Consider the following 20832-nt stretch of genomic DNA (forward strand, 5'->3'; position numbering starts at 1 on the left):
GCGATCTTCTTAACCGTCGACCCTCGTGTCGGAAACGCGCCATCGCTCTAGCTGCTTGAGTATGTCGTTGGCGATTTGCGCAATCGTGAAGCCGGTCAGATCGCGAAAGCCCCGCTCCCCGTCCACCTCGGCGGCGAGCAGCCAGGCTAGCCGGCGGCGGCCTTCCGGTGCTTCCAGCGCGGTATAGGCCGCCAACGGCCGCGACCGCGGCGTCAGGCGGTAGACGAAGGGGCGATAGCCGGTCGCGGAGATGGTGAGTGACACCGATCCCTCGCCGCTGAGCACTTTGCTTGCGATCCAGCCTTCCTTTTCCATCGCTTCCTGCACCGATTGCAGCGCCGGTTCCCCGTTGCGGGCGATCTGCTGCTCGATCTCGGTACGGCTTGCCGGGACCAGCAGCCGTTTGATCCGTTCGCCGACGGACGCCATGTCGCCGGACAAGGTAACGCCGGCAAGATCGGCGTTGGTCTGGCGGATGAGGCCGACTGCCAGGAGCAGCATGATGAAGCAGAACGGCAGCGCCGCGAGCAGCGTTGCCGATTGCAGCGCGCCCAGTCCGCCCGCGACGAGCAGAAGGGTCGCAGTTACGCCGAGCAGCACGCACCAATACATGCGCTGCCAGCGCGGCGTATCGTCCGCGCCGCCCGATGCCAGCGTGTCGATCACCAGCGCGCCGGAATCGGCCGAAGTGATGAAGAAGATGCCCACCAGCACGATCGCAAGCGTCGAGGTGGCCCCCGCCGCCGGCAGATATTCCAGAAATTTGAACAAGGCCGTTGACAGGTTCGCCTGTACCGCATTGGCGATCCCGCCGTTCGCCACGCCGAGATCGAGCGAAATAGCGGTATTGCCGAAGATGGTCATCCACAGGAAGGTGAAGGCCGTCGGCACGAACAATACGCCGACCACGAATTCCCGGATCGTCCGCCCGCGCGAGATCCGCGCGATGAACATCCCCACGAACGGCGACCACGCGATCCACCACGCCCAGTAGAACAGCGTCCAGTCCGCCATCCACGCGCGCGGTTCGTAGGCGTACAGGGTAAAGGTCCGCATCACGAAGTGATCGAGATACAGACCGAAATTCTGCACCAGCGCGCGCAACAGGAAGAGCGTCGGACCCACCGCCATGACGAACAGCATCAGCAGTATGGCCACCGTCAGGTTCAGCTCCGACAGTCGCCGGATACCACGATCGGCACCGCTCAGCACCGACAGTGTCGCCGCGCCCATCACGAGCACGATCACGACGATCTTGACCACGATCGTATCAGGCACGCCATATTCGTAGGCGAGCCCCGCCGTCATCTGCGACACCCCGAAGCCTAGCGAGGTCGATACGCCGAATACGGTGCCGCACACGGCGAAGATGTCGATCGCGTCGCCCAGCGGTCCATCGATCCGTTTGCCCAGGATAGGCGAAAGCCCGGAACGCAGCGTCAGCGGCATGCCCCTGCGATAGGTGAAATATGCCAGGCTCAAGCCGACCAGCGCGTAGATCGCCCAAGCGTGGACGCCGTAATGGTGAAAGGTGATCGCCATCGCCTCGCGCGCGGCGAGGATCGTGCCGCTTTGTGCTTCCGGGGGTGAGATATAATGCTGGATGGGCTCGGCCACCGCGAAATACATAAGGCCAATGCCCATTCCCGCGGCGAACAGCATCGCCAGCCAGGATAGATAGGGGAAGTCCGGCTCGGCATCGTCCGGCCCGAGTTTCAGCTTTCCCGCCGGGCCGAAGCCGAGCACCAGTACGACGACCAGGAATATCGCCACCGCAGAAATGTAGAACCAGCCGAACGTATCTATCGCCCAGTCCTGCGCCGCCTTGAGGGCCGCGTCGGCGGTCCCCGGCATCGCGAGCGTCGTCGTCAGTAGCAGCGCGATGACGCCGGATGCGCCCCAGAATACCCGGGGATTGATCTCACTCTTCATAAGCAGGGGTTAGCACCGGTCAGACGCGATGGCGATCAGGCGGGCGGTTGTCGCTTTCGCGGCTATCAACCCGGCGGATCGCCCGTCCGTCGCCACCTTTCTGGACGATCGTCGAGTTGCTTTGGTTGAGACCCATGCCGCGCGAAAGGTATTCCTGCCGCCGTTCTTCGCCTCGTACAGCGCCCGGACGGCGCGTTCGGCGATGTCCTCGAACCGTTCACCGGCGAGGTTGGGTGCTATGTCGCAGCTGACGGTGAGCATCAGTTTTTCGTATCTGCCGGTGAAATTGGCGTCTGGCGCAATGCGCTTTGAAGACGCGCCCAGAAGCTTCCGCGGTGTCGTTTATTCCGACGCGCGGGATGATCACGAACTCGTCCCCGCCCAATCGTGCCAGCAAAGCACCGGGCGCGTATGGGCGCGCAGCACGTCCGCTAGGTGCTGAAGGACCGTATCGCCGAATTGATGACTCCACCGATCATCGATACCTTTGAACCGGCCAATATCGACGGCGATGCAGCACAGGGGTTCGCCCAATTGCGCGACCAACTAGGTGAGCGCGCGGTTGAATTCACGACGGTTTAACGCGCCGGTCAACGTTTCCGTCGCTGCCCTAAGGTCGGTTCCGGTTCCCTTACAGGTTGAGGCGCGAATGCCTTCCCATCGTCAAGCGAGACTGCGCTGCCGTTCGGCGCTGGCGACTTCTCGTTCCGCCTGCATGAACCCATAAGTCGGGATAGTCTCGCCGGTACGATCGGACACTTCATCCCAGCGCGCGATCAGCAATTCGCCAGCGTTGGCGTCGCCGCCGATGTAGCGGCCCTCGGTCAGAGTTACGTTGGCGCGCGCGAAATGGCCGGCGCCCGCACACAGGATTGCGCGCGACGGTGCGTCGTCACCGACCAGCGCGAGGAGGCCGGGGCTGACCAACACGGGGTCGAGCGCCGCGAGGCTTTCGTCCGCCAGCACGCCCTGCGTCATCTGGGTGGAGGCGGTGGGGGCGAGACAATTAACGCGGATGCCGTATTTCTCGCCCTCGATCGCCAGCGTCTGCATCAGCCCGACGAGCGCCATCTTCGCTGCACCGTAGTTCGCCTGTCCGAAATTGCCGTAGAGCCCGGAGGACGACGTGGTCATGACGATGCGACCGTGGTTCTGCGCGCGCATCACCTCCCACACCGCCTTGCTGCAGATCGCCGCCCCCATCAGGTGAACGTCGAGGACGAGGCGGAAGTCGGCAATCGACATCTTGGCGAAGCTCTTATCGCGCAGGATCCCGGCATTGTTGACCAGGATGTCGATCCGCCCCCAGCGATCCATCGTTTCGGCGACGAGTGTGGCGACCGCATCCTCGTCGGTAACCGAGCCCGCGATTGCCGAGGTCCGCCCGCCTGCCGCAGCAATTTCCGCCGCGACGCCCGCCGCAGCGTCGCGCCCAAGATCGTTGACGACGACGTTCGCCCCTTTCGAGGCGAGATAGCGCGCGTGACAGCGCCCGAGCCCGCCGCCCGCGCCGGTGACGATGGCGACACGGCCGTGAAGGGGAAGATCGCTCATGATGGTAACTCGCTGCTAAGAGGCAATTCAGGGCGAAGGACGAAAGAATTCAGCGCGAACTTCCGCAAATCTGGCGGAAACCGGCGGCCATGAAGGCGGCCATGCGCAGCTTCACGGCGTTGAAATCGTCCGATCGGCACAGTCCGTCGGAAAGCTTATCGATCCGGCCAGTGCGGGCGAGCGTGACCATCAGCGCGCCGGTGACGAAGTGATATCCCCAGTAGATGTCCGCCTCCGCGCAATGCGGCAAGGCGCGCTTCAGGATCGCGACGAGGCGGTGGACAACCGGATCGAAGTGCTCGTCCATCAATTCGGCGCCCCATTCGGGGGTGTTGGCGACGAGGGCACCGAGCGCCCCGTAATTCTTCCAGCCCTCGCCGCCGTGAATGTACAGATCGAGATCGGTATCGAGGAACGCGTGCAAGGCGCCTTCGACGGTCGGCGCATCGCCGGCCTCGCATTCGTAGGCGGCAAGCGCCTCCATCCGTTTTTCGCTGGTAACAATCGCGCGGCGTGCGAAGACGGCGTCGAACAGCGCTTTCTTGTCGCTGAAGTAATAGTTCATCAGCGTGTGGTGCGCGCCGACGCGCTTCGCGACATCCTTGAGCGTGACGCCGTGCAAGCCGTGTTGCGAGAAAAGATATTCCGCCTCGTCGAGGATCTGTTCGATCATCTCGGCGCGCTGTTCGGCCTTGGTGGCGCGTCGGCGCGTCGCGGTTTTCTCCGGGGCGGTCATGCTGGTCCTTGCTTGTGGCGCGGCGCGGCCGCCGATCCTGTCAAGCGTCTCCATATTCAGCCCGCAAGCGAATCTTGTCGATCTTGCCGGTCGGGGCGAGCGGCATGGCGGGTAGGCGGACGACCGCGTCGGGTACCCACCACGGCGCGACACGGCCGTGCAGCGGCGCGAGCAGGTCGGCGTCGGTGAGGGCGGGTTCGCGCAATTCGACCAACAGGATCGGCCGCTCGCCCCATTTGACGTCGCTGCGGCCGATCACCGCAGCCTGTGCGACGGCCGGAAGTGCGCCGACGATGCCCTCGATCTCGGCGGGGTTGATCCACTCGCCGCCCGATTTGATAAGGTCCTTCGCCCGGCCGGTGATGATGAGATTGCCGGCGCGATCGATCCGCGCGAGATCGCCGGTGGCAAACCAGCCGTTACCGTCGGTGGCTGGCGCGTCCTGCCCGAAATAACGCTCGACCACCGCCGCGCCGCGCACGCGCAGATGCCCCTCCACATCGCGCTGCTCGGCCAGTGCTATGCCATCGGCATCGGTAAGGAGAAGGTCGACCCCGATCGCCGGCTTGCCCGATACGTCGGCGCGGCGCGCAGGATCAGCGGGTGGGGCGACGGTACCCGAAGGTGAGAGTTCGGTCATTCCCCAACTGGTTTGTACCGCGACGCCAAGGCGCGCTTCGAGCCGTGCCATCAGTGCAGGCGGCATCGGCGCGCCGCCGACGATCAGGCGCCGGAGTGTCGGCAGCGTCTCGCCGGTCGCGTCCAGATGCTCGAGCAGGCCAAGCCAAACGGTAGGTACGCCTACCCCCACCGTCACCTCCGCCGCCCGTATCAGCCGCGCAAGGCTCGCGCCGTCGGTATGGCGGCCGGGCAGGACGAGGCGGCCGCCCGCGGCCGGAACGGCGAATGGCAGCCCCCAGGCGTTGGCGTGGAACATCGGCACGACGGTGAGCACCGCATCGCGCGCCGAGATCGCCATGACGTCGGCCTGCAGCGTGCGCAGCGTATGCAGAAAGCTCGATCGGTGCGTGTAGGTTACCCCCTTCGGGGCACCGGTAGTGCCCGACGTGAAGCAGAGCCCGCTCGGTGCGGTCTCCGGAAAATCGCCCCAGGCAATGTCGCGCGGTGCGGCCGAGAGGAGCGGTTCGAGCGCGGTTGCCGTCGCGTCTTGCTCCGCCATACCGTCGATTACCAGGATACGCGCGATGCCGGTGGCGCGTTCGGCAACGCGGCGGGCGAGTGGCAGCAGATCGGCGCTGGCGACAAGCAGTTTGGCCTGTGATTGCACCGCCATCGCGGCGAGTTGCGCCGCGGTGAGCCGGGGATTGAGCGTGTGGCAAACCGCCCCCATGCCCATGATCGCGTACCACGCCTCGACGTGCGCCTGGCTATTCCACGCGAGTGTCGCGACGCGGCTGCCGGTGGTGACGCCCAAGTCGGCGAGCACACCTGAGACGGCGCGCGCGCGATCGTGCAGCGCGGCATAACCGATCCGCGCGAGGCCGCCGTCGTGGGCGGTGACGACTTCGGCCTGCGGATGCCATTTGGCAGCGTGGGTCAGGAACTTGTCCAGCGTCAGCGGAAAATCCTGCATCGCTCCGTCGATCATCGGCAACCCGCCACTTTCGCGAGGACCGGCGAGGCAACCCCGGTATTCCAGTTCCACGGCTGATCGCCCGCCGCCCGGCGGCGACACATTGCCGCTTCGTGCAGCGCGAACATGCCGGGACGGATGCGCGTTGCCGGGCGCGGTTCATCGGCGAAGACCATTGCGTTCGCCGCCGTGCCATAAGCGGCCCAGGCGGGCTGGCCCTTCGCGGCAGGGGTGCCGGTGCGCGCAAAGGACAGCCAATAGTCGCCCATCGCGGTGGCAAGCCGGCGCTCGGTGACATTGTCGGGGATCTTCGGCCACAATCGCGGCGTGTTGTCCAAGGTGCCGAACACATACGGCAGCTCGGCGGCGTGAAAGGCATGGAGGCCGTTCTCGTCGGCGGCCGGATAGCCATGATCGAAGAGGTAGAGATAGCCCGGCTGGCCAAGCGCCGTCTGCCCGATCGCCACCCGCTGCGACGTCCAGCCGTAGAGCGCGTCGCGCGTGGTGGCGAGGACCGACTCCGCGACATCGCCTGATGGATAAAGGCGCAGGAAGGGATCGGCGAGGTCGCCGTAGCGTTCGCGGATCGTCGCCTCATACGCAGCCGCGCTGGCGGGCGCAGCGGGTGCCAGCGCGCGCAGCGAGCGGATTTCACCGGCGTTGAAACCGGCTAGCACCGGCACCTTGGCCTGTTCACCGCGATCCCAGGTATCGACCAGCTGACGTGGAAGCGTCCGGCCGTCGATCGTGCCCGATACCGCATATCGTTTTGCCGTTGCCTGACGCGTCAGCAAGCCGGCGTCCATTGCGCGCAGACTGACAAGGTCCGCCGCGCCAAGATCGGCCATCAGCTTTTCTCCGGCGCGTTCGGCGGCGGGGAGGCCATGACGGGCCTGCTTCAGCTCGGGCGTCGTCACCATATAGGCGCTCTGTGCGATCGCCTTGGCGAACAGGCCGCGCGCGAGCGGGCTCGCCATCAGATACATGACGCTCAGCGCGCCGGCGGATTCGCCCGCAATCGTGACGTTGGCGGGATCGCCCCCGAATGCGGCGATGTTGCGCTTCACCCACCGCAGCGCGGCGATCTGATCGAGCAGGCCGTAATTTCCCGAAACGCCGTCCGGGGATTCCGCGCTCAGCGCGGGATGTGCGAGATAGCCGAGCACGCCGAGGCGATAGTTGACCGACACCACGATCGCACCGCGCGCCGCAAGCTTCGCACCGTCGTAGATGCCCTCGTTGCTGTAGCCGGTGACGAGCGCGCCCCCGTGGATCCAGACGATTACCGGCAAGTCCTTCGCGCCCCGCGGCGCCCAGACGTTGAGTGTCAGGCAATCCTCGCTCATCCGTTCGGGCGGATTCTCGTAGATCACGCCGAGCACCTGGGGCTGGACGCATGCGGGGCCGTAGGACGTCGCCTGATAGGGCATCGGCCGGAGCGGAAGGTCGGCAGGCGGCTGCCAACGGCGCGCGCCGACGGGCGGCTGGGCATAGGGGATACCCTTGAAGACGCGGAGGCTGCCCTGCGTCGCGCCCTCGATCGAACCGGCCGGCGCGTCGACCCGCACTGGTTCGGCGATCGCGGGCGTGGCGAGCAACGCGGCGATGGCGGCGGCAAGGATCTTCATGCGCGGGTCTCCTCGCGGTGGAGCAGGCGGGCGAGCGCGAGAAACAGCGCGATCGCGACGAGATAGAAGGGCGTTAGCGTGTAGAGCGCGGTCTGAAGCGCGTGCGGATCGCCATGTGCCTTGAACCAATCGCTTGCCTGACCGACCCAGGTCGGCCCGAGCCCCAGCCCGATGAAGTTCATGATGAGCAGCAGAAGCGCACCCGACAGCACGCGCTGGTTTGGCAAGACCTCGTCCTGCACCAGCGCGACGCTTGCCGAGAGGTAGAAATAGTTGAAGACCATCACCACGGACAGCAGCACCAGCGCGAGCGGCCAGGACGGTGCCCAGACGAAGCCAAGGTAGAAGGGCATCGCGACCGCTAGCGACAGCGCCGGCGCGGTGGCGTAGCCGGCGCGCGAGGCACGCGTCATCCGATCGATCACGCGGCCCGATATGATCATGCCGCCACCCATGCCGAGTGCGAGGACGAGCGCGTACCAGATCGCAATCTGGCCGAGTACCATCTGCTTCTCTCGCATCAGGAACAGGACGGCGAAATTGCCCATGCCGTAGGTGACGAACTGCGTCGCCCCGCTGCCGAGTGCGGCGAGCATCAGTACCGGGTGCGTCAGGAATATCCGAACCGTCGACCAGAAGGCTGCCTGCGTCGGTTCGGATGCAGCGCCGCCGACGTCGGTCGCGCCGCGTACCGGTTCGCGCATGAATAGCCGCAGCAGCAGGGCGGTGACGACCCCGATCGCACCGATCACGATGAACGGCATCCGCCAGCCGAACCGCTGGGCAATCGCCGCGCCGAACGCGACGCCGATCGCCGCGCCCACCGCCGGCCCGAGATTGAAGATGCCGAACGCCGCGGCGCGCCGGCCGGGCGGATAGATGTCGGTGATGATCGCATAGGAGGGCGGGACGCCGCCCGCCTCACCGAAACCGACCGTCATGCGGGCAGCGACCAGCTGGGTATAGTTCGCCGCCAGCCCGCAGGCGACCGTCGCGCCGCTCCAGATCGCGCAGGCGAGCGACAGCACGGTCACGCGGTTGGTGCGATCGGCAAGCCAGCCGACGGGGATCGCGATGAAGCAATAGAACATTGCGAAGTAGAGCCCGCCGATCAGCCCGAGTTGCCCGTCGGTGACGCCGAGCGAATCCTGGATCGGCTTGGCCACGATGCCGATCAGCTGGCGATCGAGGAAATTGAGGACGTAGACGAAGGTCAGCGTCGCCAGCACCAGCCCCGGCCGGGCCGGCGCGGCATCGACAGCGGGCGGGGCGGTCGTAGCGGGCGGGGCGGTGGCGGCGACGCTCACGCCTCAGATCCCGTAACCGATGCGGATGCCGATCGTGCGCGGTCGCAACGTGCCGAACCGGCTGACGAGAAACGCTTCGGGATGGATGTAGACCACCGAATGATCGTCGAACACGTTCTCGACATAAAGCGCGCCCGTCCACGCGCCCTTCTTGACGCCTAGATTCAGGTTGACGTTCACATATTCGTCGGTCTCCCCGAACGTCGAGAGGCGCAGGTTCGGATTGCCCGGCGTGTTGGGGAAGGAACTGTTGTACGACCCGACATATTGCGCATTCACTGCAAAAGTGCCCTTCGCCTCCGCACCCAGATCGAACCCCAGCGAGGTATAGATCGCGCCCTGCAATCGCGGCGCGGACAGGCGATGGCCAAGCACCGCGCCCGAGATCGCCGCTTCCGCCGCTGTCAGCTCGGTGATCTTGCTGTCGTTATACGCGGCATTCAGGCCGATGAAGACATCGGTGGCGGGGATCACCCCCATCTCGACTTCGAACCCCTTGCTGCGTGCCGCCCCGATGTTGGTGGCGAATTGTACCGAGTCCGAGACGCGATTGGCCTGCGCCTGGATGTTGCTCCAATCGATAAGGTAGGCGGCGACGTTGATCGTCACCCGGCCGTCGAGCCAGCGACCCTTCGCGCCGATTTCGTAACTGTTGAGATTGTCCGACGACGCGCCGTTCGGGATGATGATATCGGCGCTGTTCACCACGCTTCCGCGCCCGGCGAAAGCGTTGACGATCGGCGCGCGGAAACCGGTGGAGAAGGTGGCATAGGTCGTTACCGTCTCGGTCGGGCGGAACGAGGCGCTTGCCTTCCACTGCGGCTTGGATCCCTTGGCCTTAATCCCGGTGACGGCCGTGTATGGCGTGAATTGCGTAAAGTTGACCGGCAGGTACGCACCGGTCGGTCCGCGGAGGCCGGCGAGTGCGGCCTGAAGATAGTTCAGGCCGAAAAACGTCGGAGCACTGGCGAGATAGCCGCCAGCCTCGGTGAAGCCCTGCGCGGTGATCCGGCCGTAGCGGACGCCGCCGGTCAGCCAGAAACGATCGGAGAATTTATAGGTGAGCTCGCCGAAGCCGGCGAGCTCTTCGCCGATCTGATGCGTGTATTGCTTCTGGTAATATTGGTCGGGCAGCCCGGTCATGTTGCGGGCTGCCAGGAACGCGGGATTGGAGCGATAGAGGAAGTCCACGTCGCGGCGGCGATGCAGGTAAAAGCCGCCGAGCACGAATTGCAACGGGCCGTCGAGCGAAGAGGTCAGTCGCGTTTCCTGTACGAACACCTTGTCGTACCCGTCGGCGTCGAGCCCAAAGGCGATCGGCGCCCCTGCGAAGCTGCCGGGTGGGAAGGTACCGGCAAGATCGAGATAGAACCGCTGGCGGAAGTCCGAATAGGTCGATGAGCTGGTCAACCGCCCGAAGTCGAATTCATAGTCGATCGTCGCGTTGGCGATGATCTGTTCGCCGGTGAAGCGGTCCGGCTGGTCGGAGATACGCTTTTCCCGCCCCAGCGATGGGCTGGTGAGTGAAGAATCCTTCGGATCGCTGTTCTCGTAGCTGCCGAGCAGGCGGACCGAGAGGCGGTCGGTTGGCTTCCACAAGGCAACCAGACGCCCTCCATAGTCGACCAGCGTGTTTGAGTTGCGCACGCCGGTGCCGACGTTGTCGAGATAGCCCTCCTCGTGGCGATAGAAGCCGACCGCCCGGATCGCGAGCTTGTCGTTCACCACCGGCACGTTGAGCATGAGGTTGTAGCGCTGGCGCAGGCTGTTCGAACCGGTGAGGCCGAGATCAACCAGCGCCGAGACATCGAAATCGTTGAGGTCGGGGCTTTTGGTCAGAATGCGCATAGCGCCCGAGAGCGAGCCGGAGCCGAACAAGGTGCCCTGCGGCCCGCGCAGGAATTCGACCCGCTCGACGTCGAAGAGGTTCGGATCGACGACGGTGGTGTTGCCGATCGTCGAGACAGGCAGTTCGTCGATATAGACCGCCACCGAGCTTTGCAGGTTGGCGTTGTAGCCGTTCGTGGCGATGCCGCGCGCCGTGAAATTGTTGAAGTTCTGCGTCGGGCGGTTGAGGATCACCCCCGGCGTCTCACGCGCGATACCTTCGAAACCAACGATACCCTTTTCGGTCAGCTCTTCCTGCTGGAAGGCGCTGACGCTGATCGGCACATCCTGGATGCGCTCGGTACGGCGGGTGGCCGTGACGTAGATATCGTCCGACCCGGGCGACGCGTCCACCGGGCTATTTCGATCGGTAGCGGTCTCATCCGAAATCGCAGCATCCTGTGCCAGCGCCGGCAGACTCGTAAATAGCGTCGCCGCCGCAACGGACGCGAGCAGACTGGCCTTCATGTGCCTCTCCCTGAACCAATTGATCGAATGTCAACTTATGGTCCGATGGATGCCGACGATTGAGGCCGCTGTCAACACTCACTCTCAAGCGTGTGAACATTGTGAGGTGCTTTGGTTTGGCGGAGAGAGCCGGTACGGGTCACAGAGAAGCCTTCGGCTTTCCAACGTTTCGGTCGGTGTTCGGCGCTAAGGGCACGCGCAATGCCGCACGATTGACGAGGTGCGTGAACCGACGAGCACGAATGTCGACTGGATGCGCGGAGAGACGGCTCTCGCTTCGGCCACGGCGTTGATTCGACGCGAAGCGACCATCGTAAGGGCTTGACGATCTTCGGACGCACGATCGTACAGCCAGCAGGGCCCAGCCCCTGTGGTATCGCCGCTGAGCGAATCGCGTACGCGCGCTGTCACGCGCCACGCGACGACTGGCTGTGGGGCCGGGCCGTCATCCGACATGGCATAAAAAACGACGGCGGAGGCGAGCCGGCGGTATGCCGGCTCGCCATTCTCGTCACGCCAAGGTGCGAACGCCGACTTCCCGCGCGTAGAAGCGCCGGCTGGCCGCCGCGACGAAGGCGTCGCCCAATTCGGTCACCCCCTCGTCCGGCTCGACCCCGGCCTTGTCTAGCAATGCCTGTGCGGCAGCGCTGGCTCCGATCGCCTTGAGATGGCCGAAGGCATCCATCACGAATTGAACGGCGGCCGCTTCCTTCAGCAATGCTGCGCATCCTTCGTCGGACAGCACCACTGCGATGGCGTCGAAGATCTGGCTAGGCGAGCCGGCGAGCTGGCCGTCCGCCTTTCGCTTCGATCCGTCGGCCAGCGTCGCGCCGCCGACCTTCGGCGCGACCAGTACGGCCTTGCCGTTCGCTGCTTCGACGGCAGCGATCACCGCGTCGATCGCTGCGCCGTCGCTGCCGTCGGCATACAAGATACCGACGCTGCGGCCTTCCAGCGTGTCCTTCATATTCTTGTGGATCGACAGGGCATCGGAAGGCGCCATATCGACCGGGTCGCGTGCCGCCGCTGCTTTCGGCGGCAGATCGATACCCAAGCCATCGGCCACGCGCTTTGCCAGATCGTCGTCGACGTTGCGAAGGTTGGCAACCATGCGCGGCGGGACCTGTTCGAGCACGCCGACCTTCGACAGCTCGAACACGAACGACGAGGCGATGTGCGCCTGCTCGCTCTTGGTTTGCGATCGATAGAAAAGCCGCGCCTGGCTGTAATGATCCGCGAACAATTCCGCACGGACACGTAGCTTGTCACCCTGTTCGTCCGGACCGGTAGCAGCATTCACCGTCGCGAAGCCGCGCTCGACGCTCTCGCGCGGGCCGCCGTCCTCACCGTGAGCGGCGAGGCTGTTGGGCTCGTAGTTCGCGCGGCCCTTCGGCACGTGCGTCTGCATTTTGCCATCGCGCTGGAAGTTGCCGAACGGGCATCGCGGCGCGTTGATCGGGATCTGATGGAAGTTCGTCGTGCCCAATCGAGAGTTCTGCGTATCGAGGTAGCTGAACAGCCGACCCTGCAGCAGCGGATCGTTCGAGAAGTCGATACCCGGCACCACGTTGGTCGGCAGGAACGCGACCTGCTCCGTCTCGGCGAAGAAGTTGTCTGGGTTGCGATTGAGCGTCAGCGTGCCGATGATCCGCACCGGCACATCGTCCTCCGGGATCAGCTTGGTCGCGTCCAACACATCATAAGGCTGCGCGTCGGCAAATGCCTGATCGAACACCTGAATGCCAAGATCCCATTGCGGAAAAGCGCCGGTGTCGATCGCTTCCCAAAGATCGCGGCGCTGATAGTCGTTGTCGGCGGCCTGAAGCTTCAATGCTTCGTCCCAGATCGTCGATTGCAGGCCGAGACGTGGCTTCCAGTGAAACTTGACGAAGCTCGCCTTACCGTCCGCATTGACCAGCTTGAAGGTGTGGACGCCAAACCCTTCCATCGTGCGGAACGAGCGGGGCAAGGTGCGATCCGACATCGCCCACATCAGCATGTGGGTCGTCTCCGGCATCAGGCTCGCCCAATCCCAGAAGGTATCGTGTGCGCTTCCCGCCTGCGGATAGGCACGATCGGCTTCCATCTTCACCGAATGGACGAGATCGGGAAACTTGATCGCGTCCTGAATGAAGAACACGGGGATGTTGTTGCCGACCAGGTCCCAATTGCCCTCGCGCGTGTAGAATTTCACGGCGAAGCCGCGCACGTCGCGCGGCGTGTCTACCGAGCCCGCACCGCCGGCGACGGTCGAGAAACGGACAAATACCTCGGTCTGCTCGCCCTTGGTGAAGACTGCCGCCTTTGACAGGTCACTGATATCGTCGGTTGCCTCGAAGACACCGTGCGCGCCGGACCCGCGAGCGTGCACGATGCGCTCTGGGATCCGTTCGTGATCGAAGTGGAAGATTTTCTCGCGCAGGACAAAATCCTCCAGCAGCGTGGGTCCCCGCGCGCCGGACTTCAGGCTATTCTGGTTGTCGCCAATCGGCACGCCGTGGTTGGTCGTCAGCACAGGTGCATCACCCGTCGCCCGCTGATGGGTCTCGCCGCCGTTGCCGGTGGCGGTGGTCATGTCGCTCATGCACAGTTCCTTCGTGGCCAGACGTGGCTCGTCAGCAAAACGAAGCAGGCAGCCGAAGGTCCCACCTGCTGATGTCTTATAAGATGATTGGCCGATAAGTTCGCTTCAGCGCGCTGAAGCGAATCCGGCATCATATGCGGCGCTTACGCTGAGGGGCGCCTTCGGTCAGAAGGGAGCGCCGGAAGGCTCGTGATAGGGGCAGCCGTTTACACGTGCGCGGAAGTCGGCGGAGTGGCGGTAGGTCTCTTTCCGTGCCCGGTTGATGTTGCCCAGTGGGCGGTGCGCAACGAGCCCGGTCCAGATCGAGAAGCGCATCTGCTCGTCGATCTGCTGGAATTTATCCTCGCTCAGACTGTCCTGCCTCGCCGCTCGAACGGTCGCCACCGGCTGAAAGGGGGTGTCGTCCTGATCCCATTCGACCGTCGGATCTTCGATCGGTTGGGCGTCGAGATCACGGCAGAGCTGAACCCGCAGCTCCCATTCCATCTCGAGTACCCGAGCTTCTGACCTGATCACCTCGCGAAGGGCGTCAGGACGGTGACTGGCATCGATCGTCGTATCGGTCTGATCGGTCAGATCCTTTGAAACGGGAAAGAGCGCGAACTTCGCGATATATTCGCCGTAGCGGAACGGCGTGACGCTGTAGTAAGTCTCGCCGAGCGGATCGGAGTTGGGCGCCCCGCCCAGCGTCTGCACCTTCGTGCTTTCGATGCCCACCGTGCTCAGCACCGTGTTCACGCCGCGCAGTGCCTTCGACAATATTTCCTTGGTTCCCTCCAGCTTGTCGGTGGTGCCGGCGAGCAGTTTCAGATTGCCGAGAAACTTGTCCGCCGTCTTGCTCTGGAAGACCGGGCCATTGACCATGATGAAATCCTGCGTCCGCCCCTCCGCATCCGGCAGGCGTTCGCCATCGACGTCCAGGACCTTTAGCGCCACCCCACGCGGTAGGCTGATCGTGTCCGGCAGAATGTCGCCGGCATTGGTCGAGAAGCGCATGATCACCTTGTGCTCGCCCGGCGTGATGAAAAGACCTTGGGCCAGCTCGGGTGGAAGATCAGCGTGGACGGTCAGCGTCCCTTCCAAGAAGCCGTGCGCCTTTGCATGTACCGATCGTACGGCGTGACCGTAATCGTCTGCGGTCCTCTCCAGGATCCTGTCGAACGTCTGGTTGAGCGCTGCGATCGTCTCGGTTTCGTCTGGTTTCACGTCCTCTACGTCGGCGGAGTAACGAACGGGTGTCTTGGCCATGATCAATACTCCTTAAGGCAGGGGGCGGTTACTTGCCGCCGTCGGGCTCGGCGCCTCACGACAGGCCGACCGAATGCCGTGTTCAACGCGCGACCGCAAAATAGTTCGCCTGCTTCGCGCCGCCGGTGATCCGACCAGGCCTAAGAATTCCGCCGGCGATATCCGAAAAATACTTCTGACCGGTATCGTCGACCACTTCCGATGCGGTGAGCGCTGACGTCTTGCGACAAGGTTTCGCGCGCTTATTGTCTGGAACGGCGCGGATCGTGACCGATGCTTTCGATGCCGGGGCAGCGCGCGATTATCGTATCGGCGATCAATCCTCGCGAAACATTTCGCGCTGGGACTTGTCGAGTTCCTCCGCATAACGCCGCCGAACATAGGATTCCGACAGGATGCCAAGAACGTCGCCGTTGACGGCGACGATCGCCATTTCGTCTGCGCCGGCCGCATCGAAAGCAGTCATCACGGCCTTGATGCCGGCGTCAGGCTCCAGAACCTGTTCCCTGTGGATCGCCAGCGTTCCGACCGCCTCTGTCGGCGAAACACCCTCCGCGAAGGCGGCGGCGGTTTGCACGATCCCGGCGTAACGATCCTGATCGTCGACCACCACCACCCGGCTCGTCGATCCCAACGGGAAAAGCCGTCGAAACTCGGCAACGGTGATACGGGCAGGCGTCGCCCGCTCCACCTTTCGCATCATTCGTCCGGCGGTCAGCGTGCGGACCCAACCCACATCGCGCGCGCTTTTGATCGTCTCGCCGCGCAGATGAAGCCGCCACGTCGAGAAGGAATAGCCGAACGTCTCGCGGACGATCGTCGACGATACCAACCCGGCAGCGATGGTCGCGCCGGCCAGCGAGAAGTCGTGTGTCGCCTCCAGCACCAGCATCGCCATCGTCATCGGACCGCCGACGACCGCGACGGCCAGCGCCGCCATCCCTACCAGCGCGGCGTTGGTGGGATCGATCAATGAGTGGCCTGCGAGCCAGCTTAGTCCGCCGGCATACAATTGCCCCAACAGACTGCCCAGGAATAGCGACGCGAAGAAGAGCCCGCCTCTGAAGCCGAAAGCAAGCGATACGATCGACGCCACGCTCTTCAGAACGAGCACGGCCGCCAGGATCGTCAGCGGCACGCCGTATTCCAGATCGATGTGGAGGGCACCGTGACCTGCCGACAGGACCTGCGGCGTCATCCAGGCCAAGGGGACGAGCAGCGCGCCCCCGACGATCGGCCGCAACGAAGTGCGAACAGGCAAACGGCGGCTTCCCGCCTCGACGCTCGCCACCGCGCGCATCAGCAGGATGGCGATTGCCGCCGCGATCGCGCCCAGCCCGGCGTAGATCACGTAATGATGCGTCTGCACCTGCTCGCCGACCGTCGCGTCGACAATATAAGGTTGCGCGCCGAACGCCTGGGCGACGAGCACGCCCGATAGCGCTGCCGCCGCGACGGGCGCGATCGCGGCGGGTGTATATGCACCGATGACGATTTCGAACGCGTAAAACGCACCCGCCAGCGGGGCGCCGAACGCGCCCGCAATCGCAGCGCCGGCACCGGCGCCAACGAGGACGCGAAGGTCGGCGCGCCTCAATTTGATCCATCCGCCCACGATCGACGAGATCAGCCCACCGAGTTGGGCGTAGGCGGCTTCCAGGCCCACCGACGCGCCGAAGCCGTTCGAGATGATCGTCTGGCCCGAGATGACGAGACTGTCGCTCCGCGACATGCGGCCGCCGTGCAGGGCGTTGGCCTCCACCGCATCGACCATCTTTCGGGTTCGCGCCCGGACGGCGTAAGAGAAGAGCGCCAAGACGGCGCCGCCGACGGGCAATGCCAGAAGCGCCGACAACGGGATTGCCGGCGTCCCGCTCAACCGCTGTCCGCTTGGCAATGCGAAGAGCAGATGCTGTATGGTCCGGGCGATGGCGCCTTGAACCACGCTCAATAGTCCGGCAGCGCCGCCGATTACGAGCGCCAGCAGGATCAGGAATGCTTCGCTGGCACGCACTTTCTGGCGCAGCCATAACGCCGCGACGCGAATAGCCGCGATGTTCAGCGTCATTCTAGCACCACCCCGCACGGCGGATCGCGCTTTGGGTGCCATTCCAGAAGAGTAGCGCTGATACCGTCACGACATCGTCCTGCTGCACGGCCAGAGTAAGACGGCGCCCGCCCCCAACGCCGCCCGAACGCCAGCGATCAGGCACGCCGGGCGGGATATGACGATCAAAGGCGCCGCCTGGAAAGAGCGGGAACGTCGCATGGTATCTGTTAGCGACAAGCGCTCGCCCGGGCTATCCATCTTGATAGGATCGGCCGATCGACATGCGTTCGGGACTATTCGTGCGGCGAGCCGGGTTCGGCGCGCGTTCAAGATGTCGCGCGCGCGTTCCGCTTCTTGGCAAGGCGGCTACAAGACCTGAAAAGGGAAGCCGCATTGCCATTTGATTTGCTGTATCGTCGTCTCGCTATCGTCGCCGGTTTGTTTGCTATGGCCGGCTGTGTTCCGGCGGGACGTCAACCTCTGCCACCAGCCGCCGTACCGATTACCGTCCAGACGACGACACCCGTTCGATCGCCGCCCACGCCGGCGAACGCGCAGCCGCAGCCGTCTGCTGCTTTGCTCAACGCTGTCCAGGCGCTGGGCGCAGGCTTCGACGGCCAGGTCGGCATCAGCGTTCGCGACATCGACGAAGGCTGGGTTGTCGCCTGGGAGGGCGATACCCCCCGGCCGCAGCAGAGCGTCAGCAAATTGTGGGTCGCGATCGGGGTCATGAATGCGGTCGACCGGAAGCGATTGTCCCTCACTGATCGGGTGACGGTCACCCGCGCCGATCTCACCGTCTTTCACCAGCCGATCCGCGCGCTGGTGGGCAAGGGCGGTTACGCGACGACGATCGACGGCTTGCTGCATGGCGCGATGACGCGCAGCGACAATACCGCCAACGATGTGCTTTTGTGGCGTGTCGGCGGCCCCGCAGCGATCAATCGGATGCTGGGCGACAAGGGTATCGTCGGCGTTCGCTTCGGTCCCGGCGAGCGGCAATTGCAGGCGCGTACCGCCGGGCTCGAATGGCGCCCCGAATGGGCCGGCGGCTGGGGTTTCCTGCAAGCCCGGGCGGCAATGACATATGACGCGCGCGACAAGGCGCTGCGTCGCTATCTCGAGGCCCCGATCGACGGCGCATCCGCCAACGGCGTGACGCTCGGACTATCGCTGCTGGCGCAGGGTAGATTGTTGAGCGCCCGATCGACCGCGGCATTGCTGACATTGATGCGGTCGAGCAAGACCGGCCCCTTACGTCTGAAGTCCGGGCTGCGCCCGGGTTGGACGCTCGCCCATAAGACCGGGACAGGACAGGATCTCGGCAGCTTGTCGACCGGATACAATGACGTCGGATTGCTCGTCGCACCGGACGGGCACCGTTATGCCCTGGCGGTGATGATCGCGAGCACGCGCCAGCGCATTCCGGTGCGAATGCGCCTGATGGGCGACGTGACGCGCGCCGTGATCGCCTCGAGCGAAGGTTAGTTCACCGTGGCGCGGTCGGTGGGCGATCGATCGGGTAGGTTTGCCCGATCACCGCCCCAGGTGGCCAGCGTCTTGCCGGTTTGGGGATTGTCGATCGCCACATCGTCGAACGTGACGGCGATGATGCAGATCGGGCGCTGTTCGGGGCCGGCGGGCTGTCGGCACGAGACGGGGGATCTATCGGCTGTTCCGCCGATCCGACCACGAAGGCGAAGCTGCAGACCTTGGTTGCCCGGCGCTTCGTCCGGGGCCGCGCGAACCACGCTTTCGTAAGGCTTGCCGTCGCGTAGACGTTGGCCGGCGCTATCCGAGAACTGTGCGATCGCCACTGTTTGCCCTGGCAACGTGACCGCATCTGTTCCGGTTGGGGCGATACTGTCTTGGGCGGGCGGGCAGGTTTCGCTGGCCGTCCATGGTCGTGGAATCCAGAAGCCCTCCGCCATGGCATCGCTCGCCGATCCATCGGTCGACGTGCGCAGGTCGTCGCTGCTCCAGACCACGGGGGACACATGCACGCGCAGCGCCTTGGCGTCGTCATCGTAGCGCCAGCGCATCGCACTATCGCTGCCCGCATCGGATGGTCCGCGGCATCCGAAGGGCAGTCGTAGTTCGAACCGCTGGCCCGCCAGATCGGCAGTAGCCCCCGGCAGCGGGCGGCCTGAAGCAAACGCATCTGCCGCCTGCGATGCCAGCGCGATCAGATCGGCGCGCGTTTTTATGATATCGCGCGGGTCGGGCAGCGACGGCGTCGGTTGGGCAACGGCAGGTGGCGTTGCAACGGGCGTTGCGGCCGGTTCGATCTCCCGCGGCGACGTGCCGCGCCCGACCAAGAAACCGGCGCCGCCGACAACCACGGCGATCGCCAAACCACCGGCCAGGGCGAGCCGACTGTTCCGCAAGTTGGGCTCATTCATGCGGCATCGATAGCAAAGGTCGCCAAATACGCCTACCCGAGGTCATGACGTCCGCCGATATCGTCCCGCCCGTGTGGCTCGGTCCCGCGGTTTGCCCGTCTCGGACCCCGTCACGGACAACGCCGGCGTGACCTTCGATCAGATCCTGACCCTGGTTGTATTGGTGGCGGTTGTCGCCGCCCTGATCTGGGACGCGGTGCGGTCCGACGTCGTTGCGCTGAGCGGGGCGGCCGTCCTGTTGGTCGCCGGCGTCGTGCGGCCGATCGACGTTCAAGGCGCCTTTGCCAGCCCGGCGATCATCGCGCTCGCCTCGCTCTTCGTCATCGCCTACGCGCTCGAACTATCGGGGCTGCTCGACCGCGCGATCGAAGCCGCGGTTGCAATGTGCAAGCGACTTGGCTCGGCGGGTATATGGTTGATGCTCGGCGCGATCGGGATCGTTTCCTGTTTCCTCAACAGCACGCCGATCGTCGTCCTCGGCGCGCCCGTCGTGCGCGATGTCGCAACCGCGCTGAAGCTGCCGCCGAAACGCTACCTTATGCCGCTGTCCTACATTACGGTGCTGACTGGTTGCTGTACCCTTATCGGAACGTCGACGAACCTGCTGGTCGACGACATGGCGCGCAATGCCGGGCAGCCGCGCTTCGGCATATTCGAGATCACGCCGGTCGGCCTGCCGATCGCGTTGGCGGGCGCGATCTACCTGTTCCTGTTCAGCGGTAAGCTGATGCGTGGCAGCATCGCTGACGAAAGCCCGCCGACCGATCAGCGCGAGATCGATGTATCGAACGCCCAGGTCGGTGATCCGACGCTATTCGTCGAACACCGGGTGTTTCAACCAGCCAAGGCAGCGATCGCTTTTGCCGTCTTTGCAGGGGCGATCGCTGTCGCCGCCACCGGCGTCGTGCCGATCGCCGCGTCGGCTTTCGCCGGGGCCGTGCTCCTGATCCTGCTGCGCGTCATCACCGCCGATGAGGCTTATGGAGGGCTTCGTCCCCAGATCCTGATCCTGATTGCCGGGATGGTCGTTATCGGACTGGCGATGGAACAGAGCGGATTGGCCGCGACGGCGACGGGTGCGCTGGTCGGTTCGATGCAGGAGTTCGGACCGCTTACGGCGTTGATCGTGTTATACGGCGTCACGATGGTGCTGACCGAACTATTGTCGAATGCGACAGTCGCCGTTCTCGTCACCCCGATTGCGGTGGCGCTGGCGGAAAGTCTCGGCGTCAGTCCGCGGCCGTTCCTGGTGGCGGTGATGATGGCGGGCAGCGCGGCATTCGCGACCCCGTTCGGCTATCAGACCAACGTCATTGTCTACCAGATGGGCGGTTACCGTTACCTGGACTTCGTGAAGGTGGGATTGCCGCTGAACCTCATCACATTCGCCGTCGCGATTCTGGCGATCCACACGTTCTTTCCGTTCTGACCGATGCCCAAGG

General features: G+C 64.5%; 16 protein-coding genes. 3 read left to right on the forward strand and 13 right to left on the reverse strand.

The features are described from left to right. Nucleotides 1–9: 9 nt before the first annotated feature. The 3 genes from F1C10_RS14345 to F1C10_RS16925 form a co-directional block, all read right to left on the reverse strand. The gene (locus F1C10_RS14345) at nucleotides 10–1932 is read right to left on the reverse strand and encodes a BCCT family transporter (RefSeq protein ID WP_185207182.1); all 1923 of its coding nucleotides are present in this window, start codon (nucleotides 1930–1932) and stop codon (nucleotides 10–12) included. Between the two features lie 9 nt (nucleotides 1933–1941). Next, a complete protein-coding gene (locus tag F1C10_RS14350; protein ID WP_185207184.1) occupies nucleotides 1942–2193 on the reverse strand; it encodes a hypothetical protein in 252 nt (83 codons plus the stop codon). Between the two features lie 102 nt (nucleotides 2194–2295). Further along, nucleotides 2296–2433 (reverse strand): diguanylate cyclase domain-containing protein, encoded by a 138-nt coding sequence (locus F1C10_RS16925; RefSeq protein WP_374939385.1) that lies wholly within the window; start codon nucleotides 2431–2433, stop codon nucleotides 2296–2298. Here F1C10_RS16925 and F1C10_RS16755 point away from each other — a divergent pair. Next, a complete protein-coding gene (locus F1C10_RS16755; protein WP_258042944.1) occupies nucleotides 2368–2514 on the forward strand; it encodes a hypothetical protein in 147 nt (48 codons plus the stop codon). The two genes, F1C10_RS16925 and F1C10_RS16755, sit on opposite strands and share 66 nt — an antisense overlap. An 81-nt stretch (nucleotides 2515–2595) precedes the next feature. Here F1C10_RS16755 and F1C10_RS14360 read toward each other — a convergent pair whose 3' ends face one another. The 9 genes from F1C10_RS14360 to F1C10_RS14400 all read right to left on the reverse strand — a co-directional run bounded on the left by F1C10_RS14360 (nucleotide 2596) and on the right by F1C10_RS14400 (nucleotide 17006). Further along, entirely contained in the window at nucleotides 2596–3486 is an 891-nt protein-coding gene (locus F1C10_RS14360; protein ID WP_185207188.1) for an SDR family NAD(P)-dependent oxidoreductase, read from the reverse strand. A 49-nt stretch (nucleotides 3487–3535) separates the two neighbouring features. Next, the gene (locus F1C10_RS14365) at nucleotides 3536–4222 is read right to left on the reverse strand and encodes a TetR/AcrR family transcriptional regulator (RefSeq protein WP_185207190.1); all 687 of its coding nucleotides are present in this window, start codon (nucleotides 4220–4222) and stop codon (nucleotides 3536–3538) included. Nucleotides 4223–4262: 40 nt separating this feature from the next. After that, a complete protein-coding gene (locus F1C10_RS14370; protein WP_185207192.1) occupies nucleotides 4263–5831 on the reverse strand; it encodes an AMP-binding protein in 1569 nt (522 codons plus the stop codon). Continuing rightward, complete coding sequence (locus F1C10_RS14375; protein WP_185207194.1) at nucleotides 5828–7444, reverse strand: carboxylesterase/lipase family protein; 1617 nt, start codon at nucleotides 7442–7444, stop codon at nucleotides 5828–5830. Before F1C10_RS14375 ends, F1C10_RS14370 begins: the two co-directional genes overlap by 4 nt. Continuing rightward, nucleotides 7441–8751 carry an MFS transporter gene (locus F1C10_RS14380; protein ID WP_219729761.1) on the reverse strand — a complete coding sequence of 437 codons (1311 nt, stop codon included), beginning with the start codon at nucleotides 8749–8751 and terminating at the stop codon, nucleotides 7441–7443. The genes F1C10_RS14375 and F1C10_RS14380 overlap by 4 nt, the downstream gene beginning before the upstream one ends. Before the next feature lie 3 nt (nucleotides 8752–8754). Continuing rightward, nucleotides 8755–11106: a TonB-dependent receptor gene (locus F1C10_RS14385; protein WP_185207196.1), complete on the reverse strand. Its 2352-nt coding sequence runs from the start codon at nucleotides 11104–11106 to the stop codon at nucleotides 8755–8757. A 511-nt stretch (nucleotides 11107–11617) separates the two neighbouring features. Continuing rightward, a complete protein-coding gene (locus tag F1C10_RS14390; RefSeq protein WP_185207198.1) occupies nucleotides 11618–13690 on the reverse strand; it encodes a catalase in 2073 nt (690 codons plus the stop codon). A gap of 165 nt (nucleotides 13691–13855) precedes the next feature. Next, the gene (locus tag F1C10_RS14395) at nucleotides 13856–14938 is read right to left on the reverse strand and encodes a catalase family protein (RefSeq protein ID WP_185207200.1); all 1083 of its coding nucleotides are present in this window, start codon (nucleotides 14936–14938) and stop codon (nucleotides 13856–13858) included. 316 nt (nucleotides 14939–15254) lie between these two features. After that, nucleotides 15255–17006 (reverse strand): chloride channel protein, encoded by a 1752-nt coding sequence (locus F1C10_RS14400; RefSeq protein WP_185207202.1) that lies wholly within the window; start codon nucleotides 17004–17006, stop codon nucleotides 15255–15257. 336 nt (nucleotides 17007–17342) lie between these two features. Between F1C10_RS14400 and F1C10_RS14405 the strand changes: the two genes are divergently transcribed. Beyond that, entirely contained in the window at nucleotides 17343–18476 is a 1134-nt protein-coding gene (locus F1C10_RS14405) for a serine hydrolase (protein WP_258042945.1), read from the forward strand. On the opposite strand, the gene F1C10_RS14410 is transcribed toward F1C10_RS14405, so the two are convergent. Further along, a complete protein-coding gene (locus tag F1C10_RS14410; RefSeq protein WP_185207204.1) occupies nucleotides 18473–19390 on the reverse strand; it encodes a hypothetical protein in 918 nt (305 codons plus the stop codon). The genes F1C10_RS14405 and F1C10_RS14410 overlap by 4 nt on opposite strands. Before the next feature lie 127 nt (nucleotides 19391–19517). Between F1C10_RS14410 and F1C10_RS14415 the strand changes: the two genes are divergently transcribed. Continuing rightward, entirely contained in the window at nucleotides 19518–20819 is a 1302-nt protein-coding gene (locus F1C10_RS14415; protein ID WP_185207206.1) for an SLC13 family permease, read from the forward strand. Nucleotides 20820–20832: the final 13 nt, after the last annotated feature.

The sequence above is a fragment of the Sphingomonas sp. NBWT7 genome, from assembly GCF_014217605.1.
GTDB lineage: Bacteria > Pseudomonadota > Alphaproteobacteria > Sphingomonadales > Sphingomonadaceae > Sphingomonas.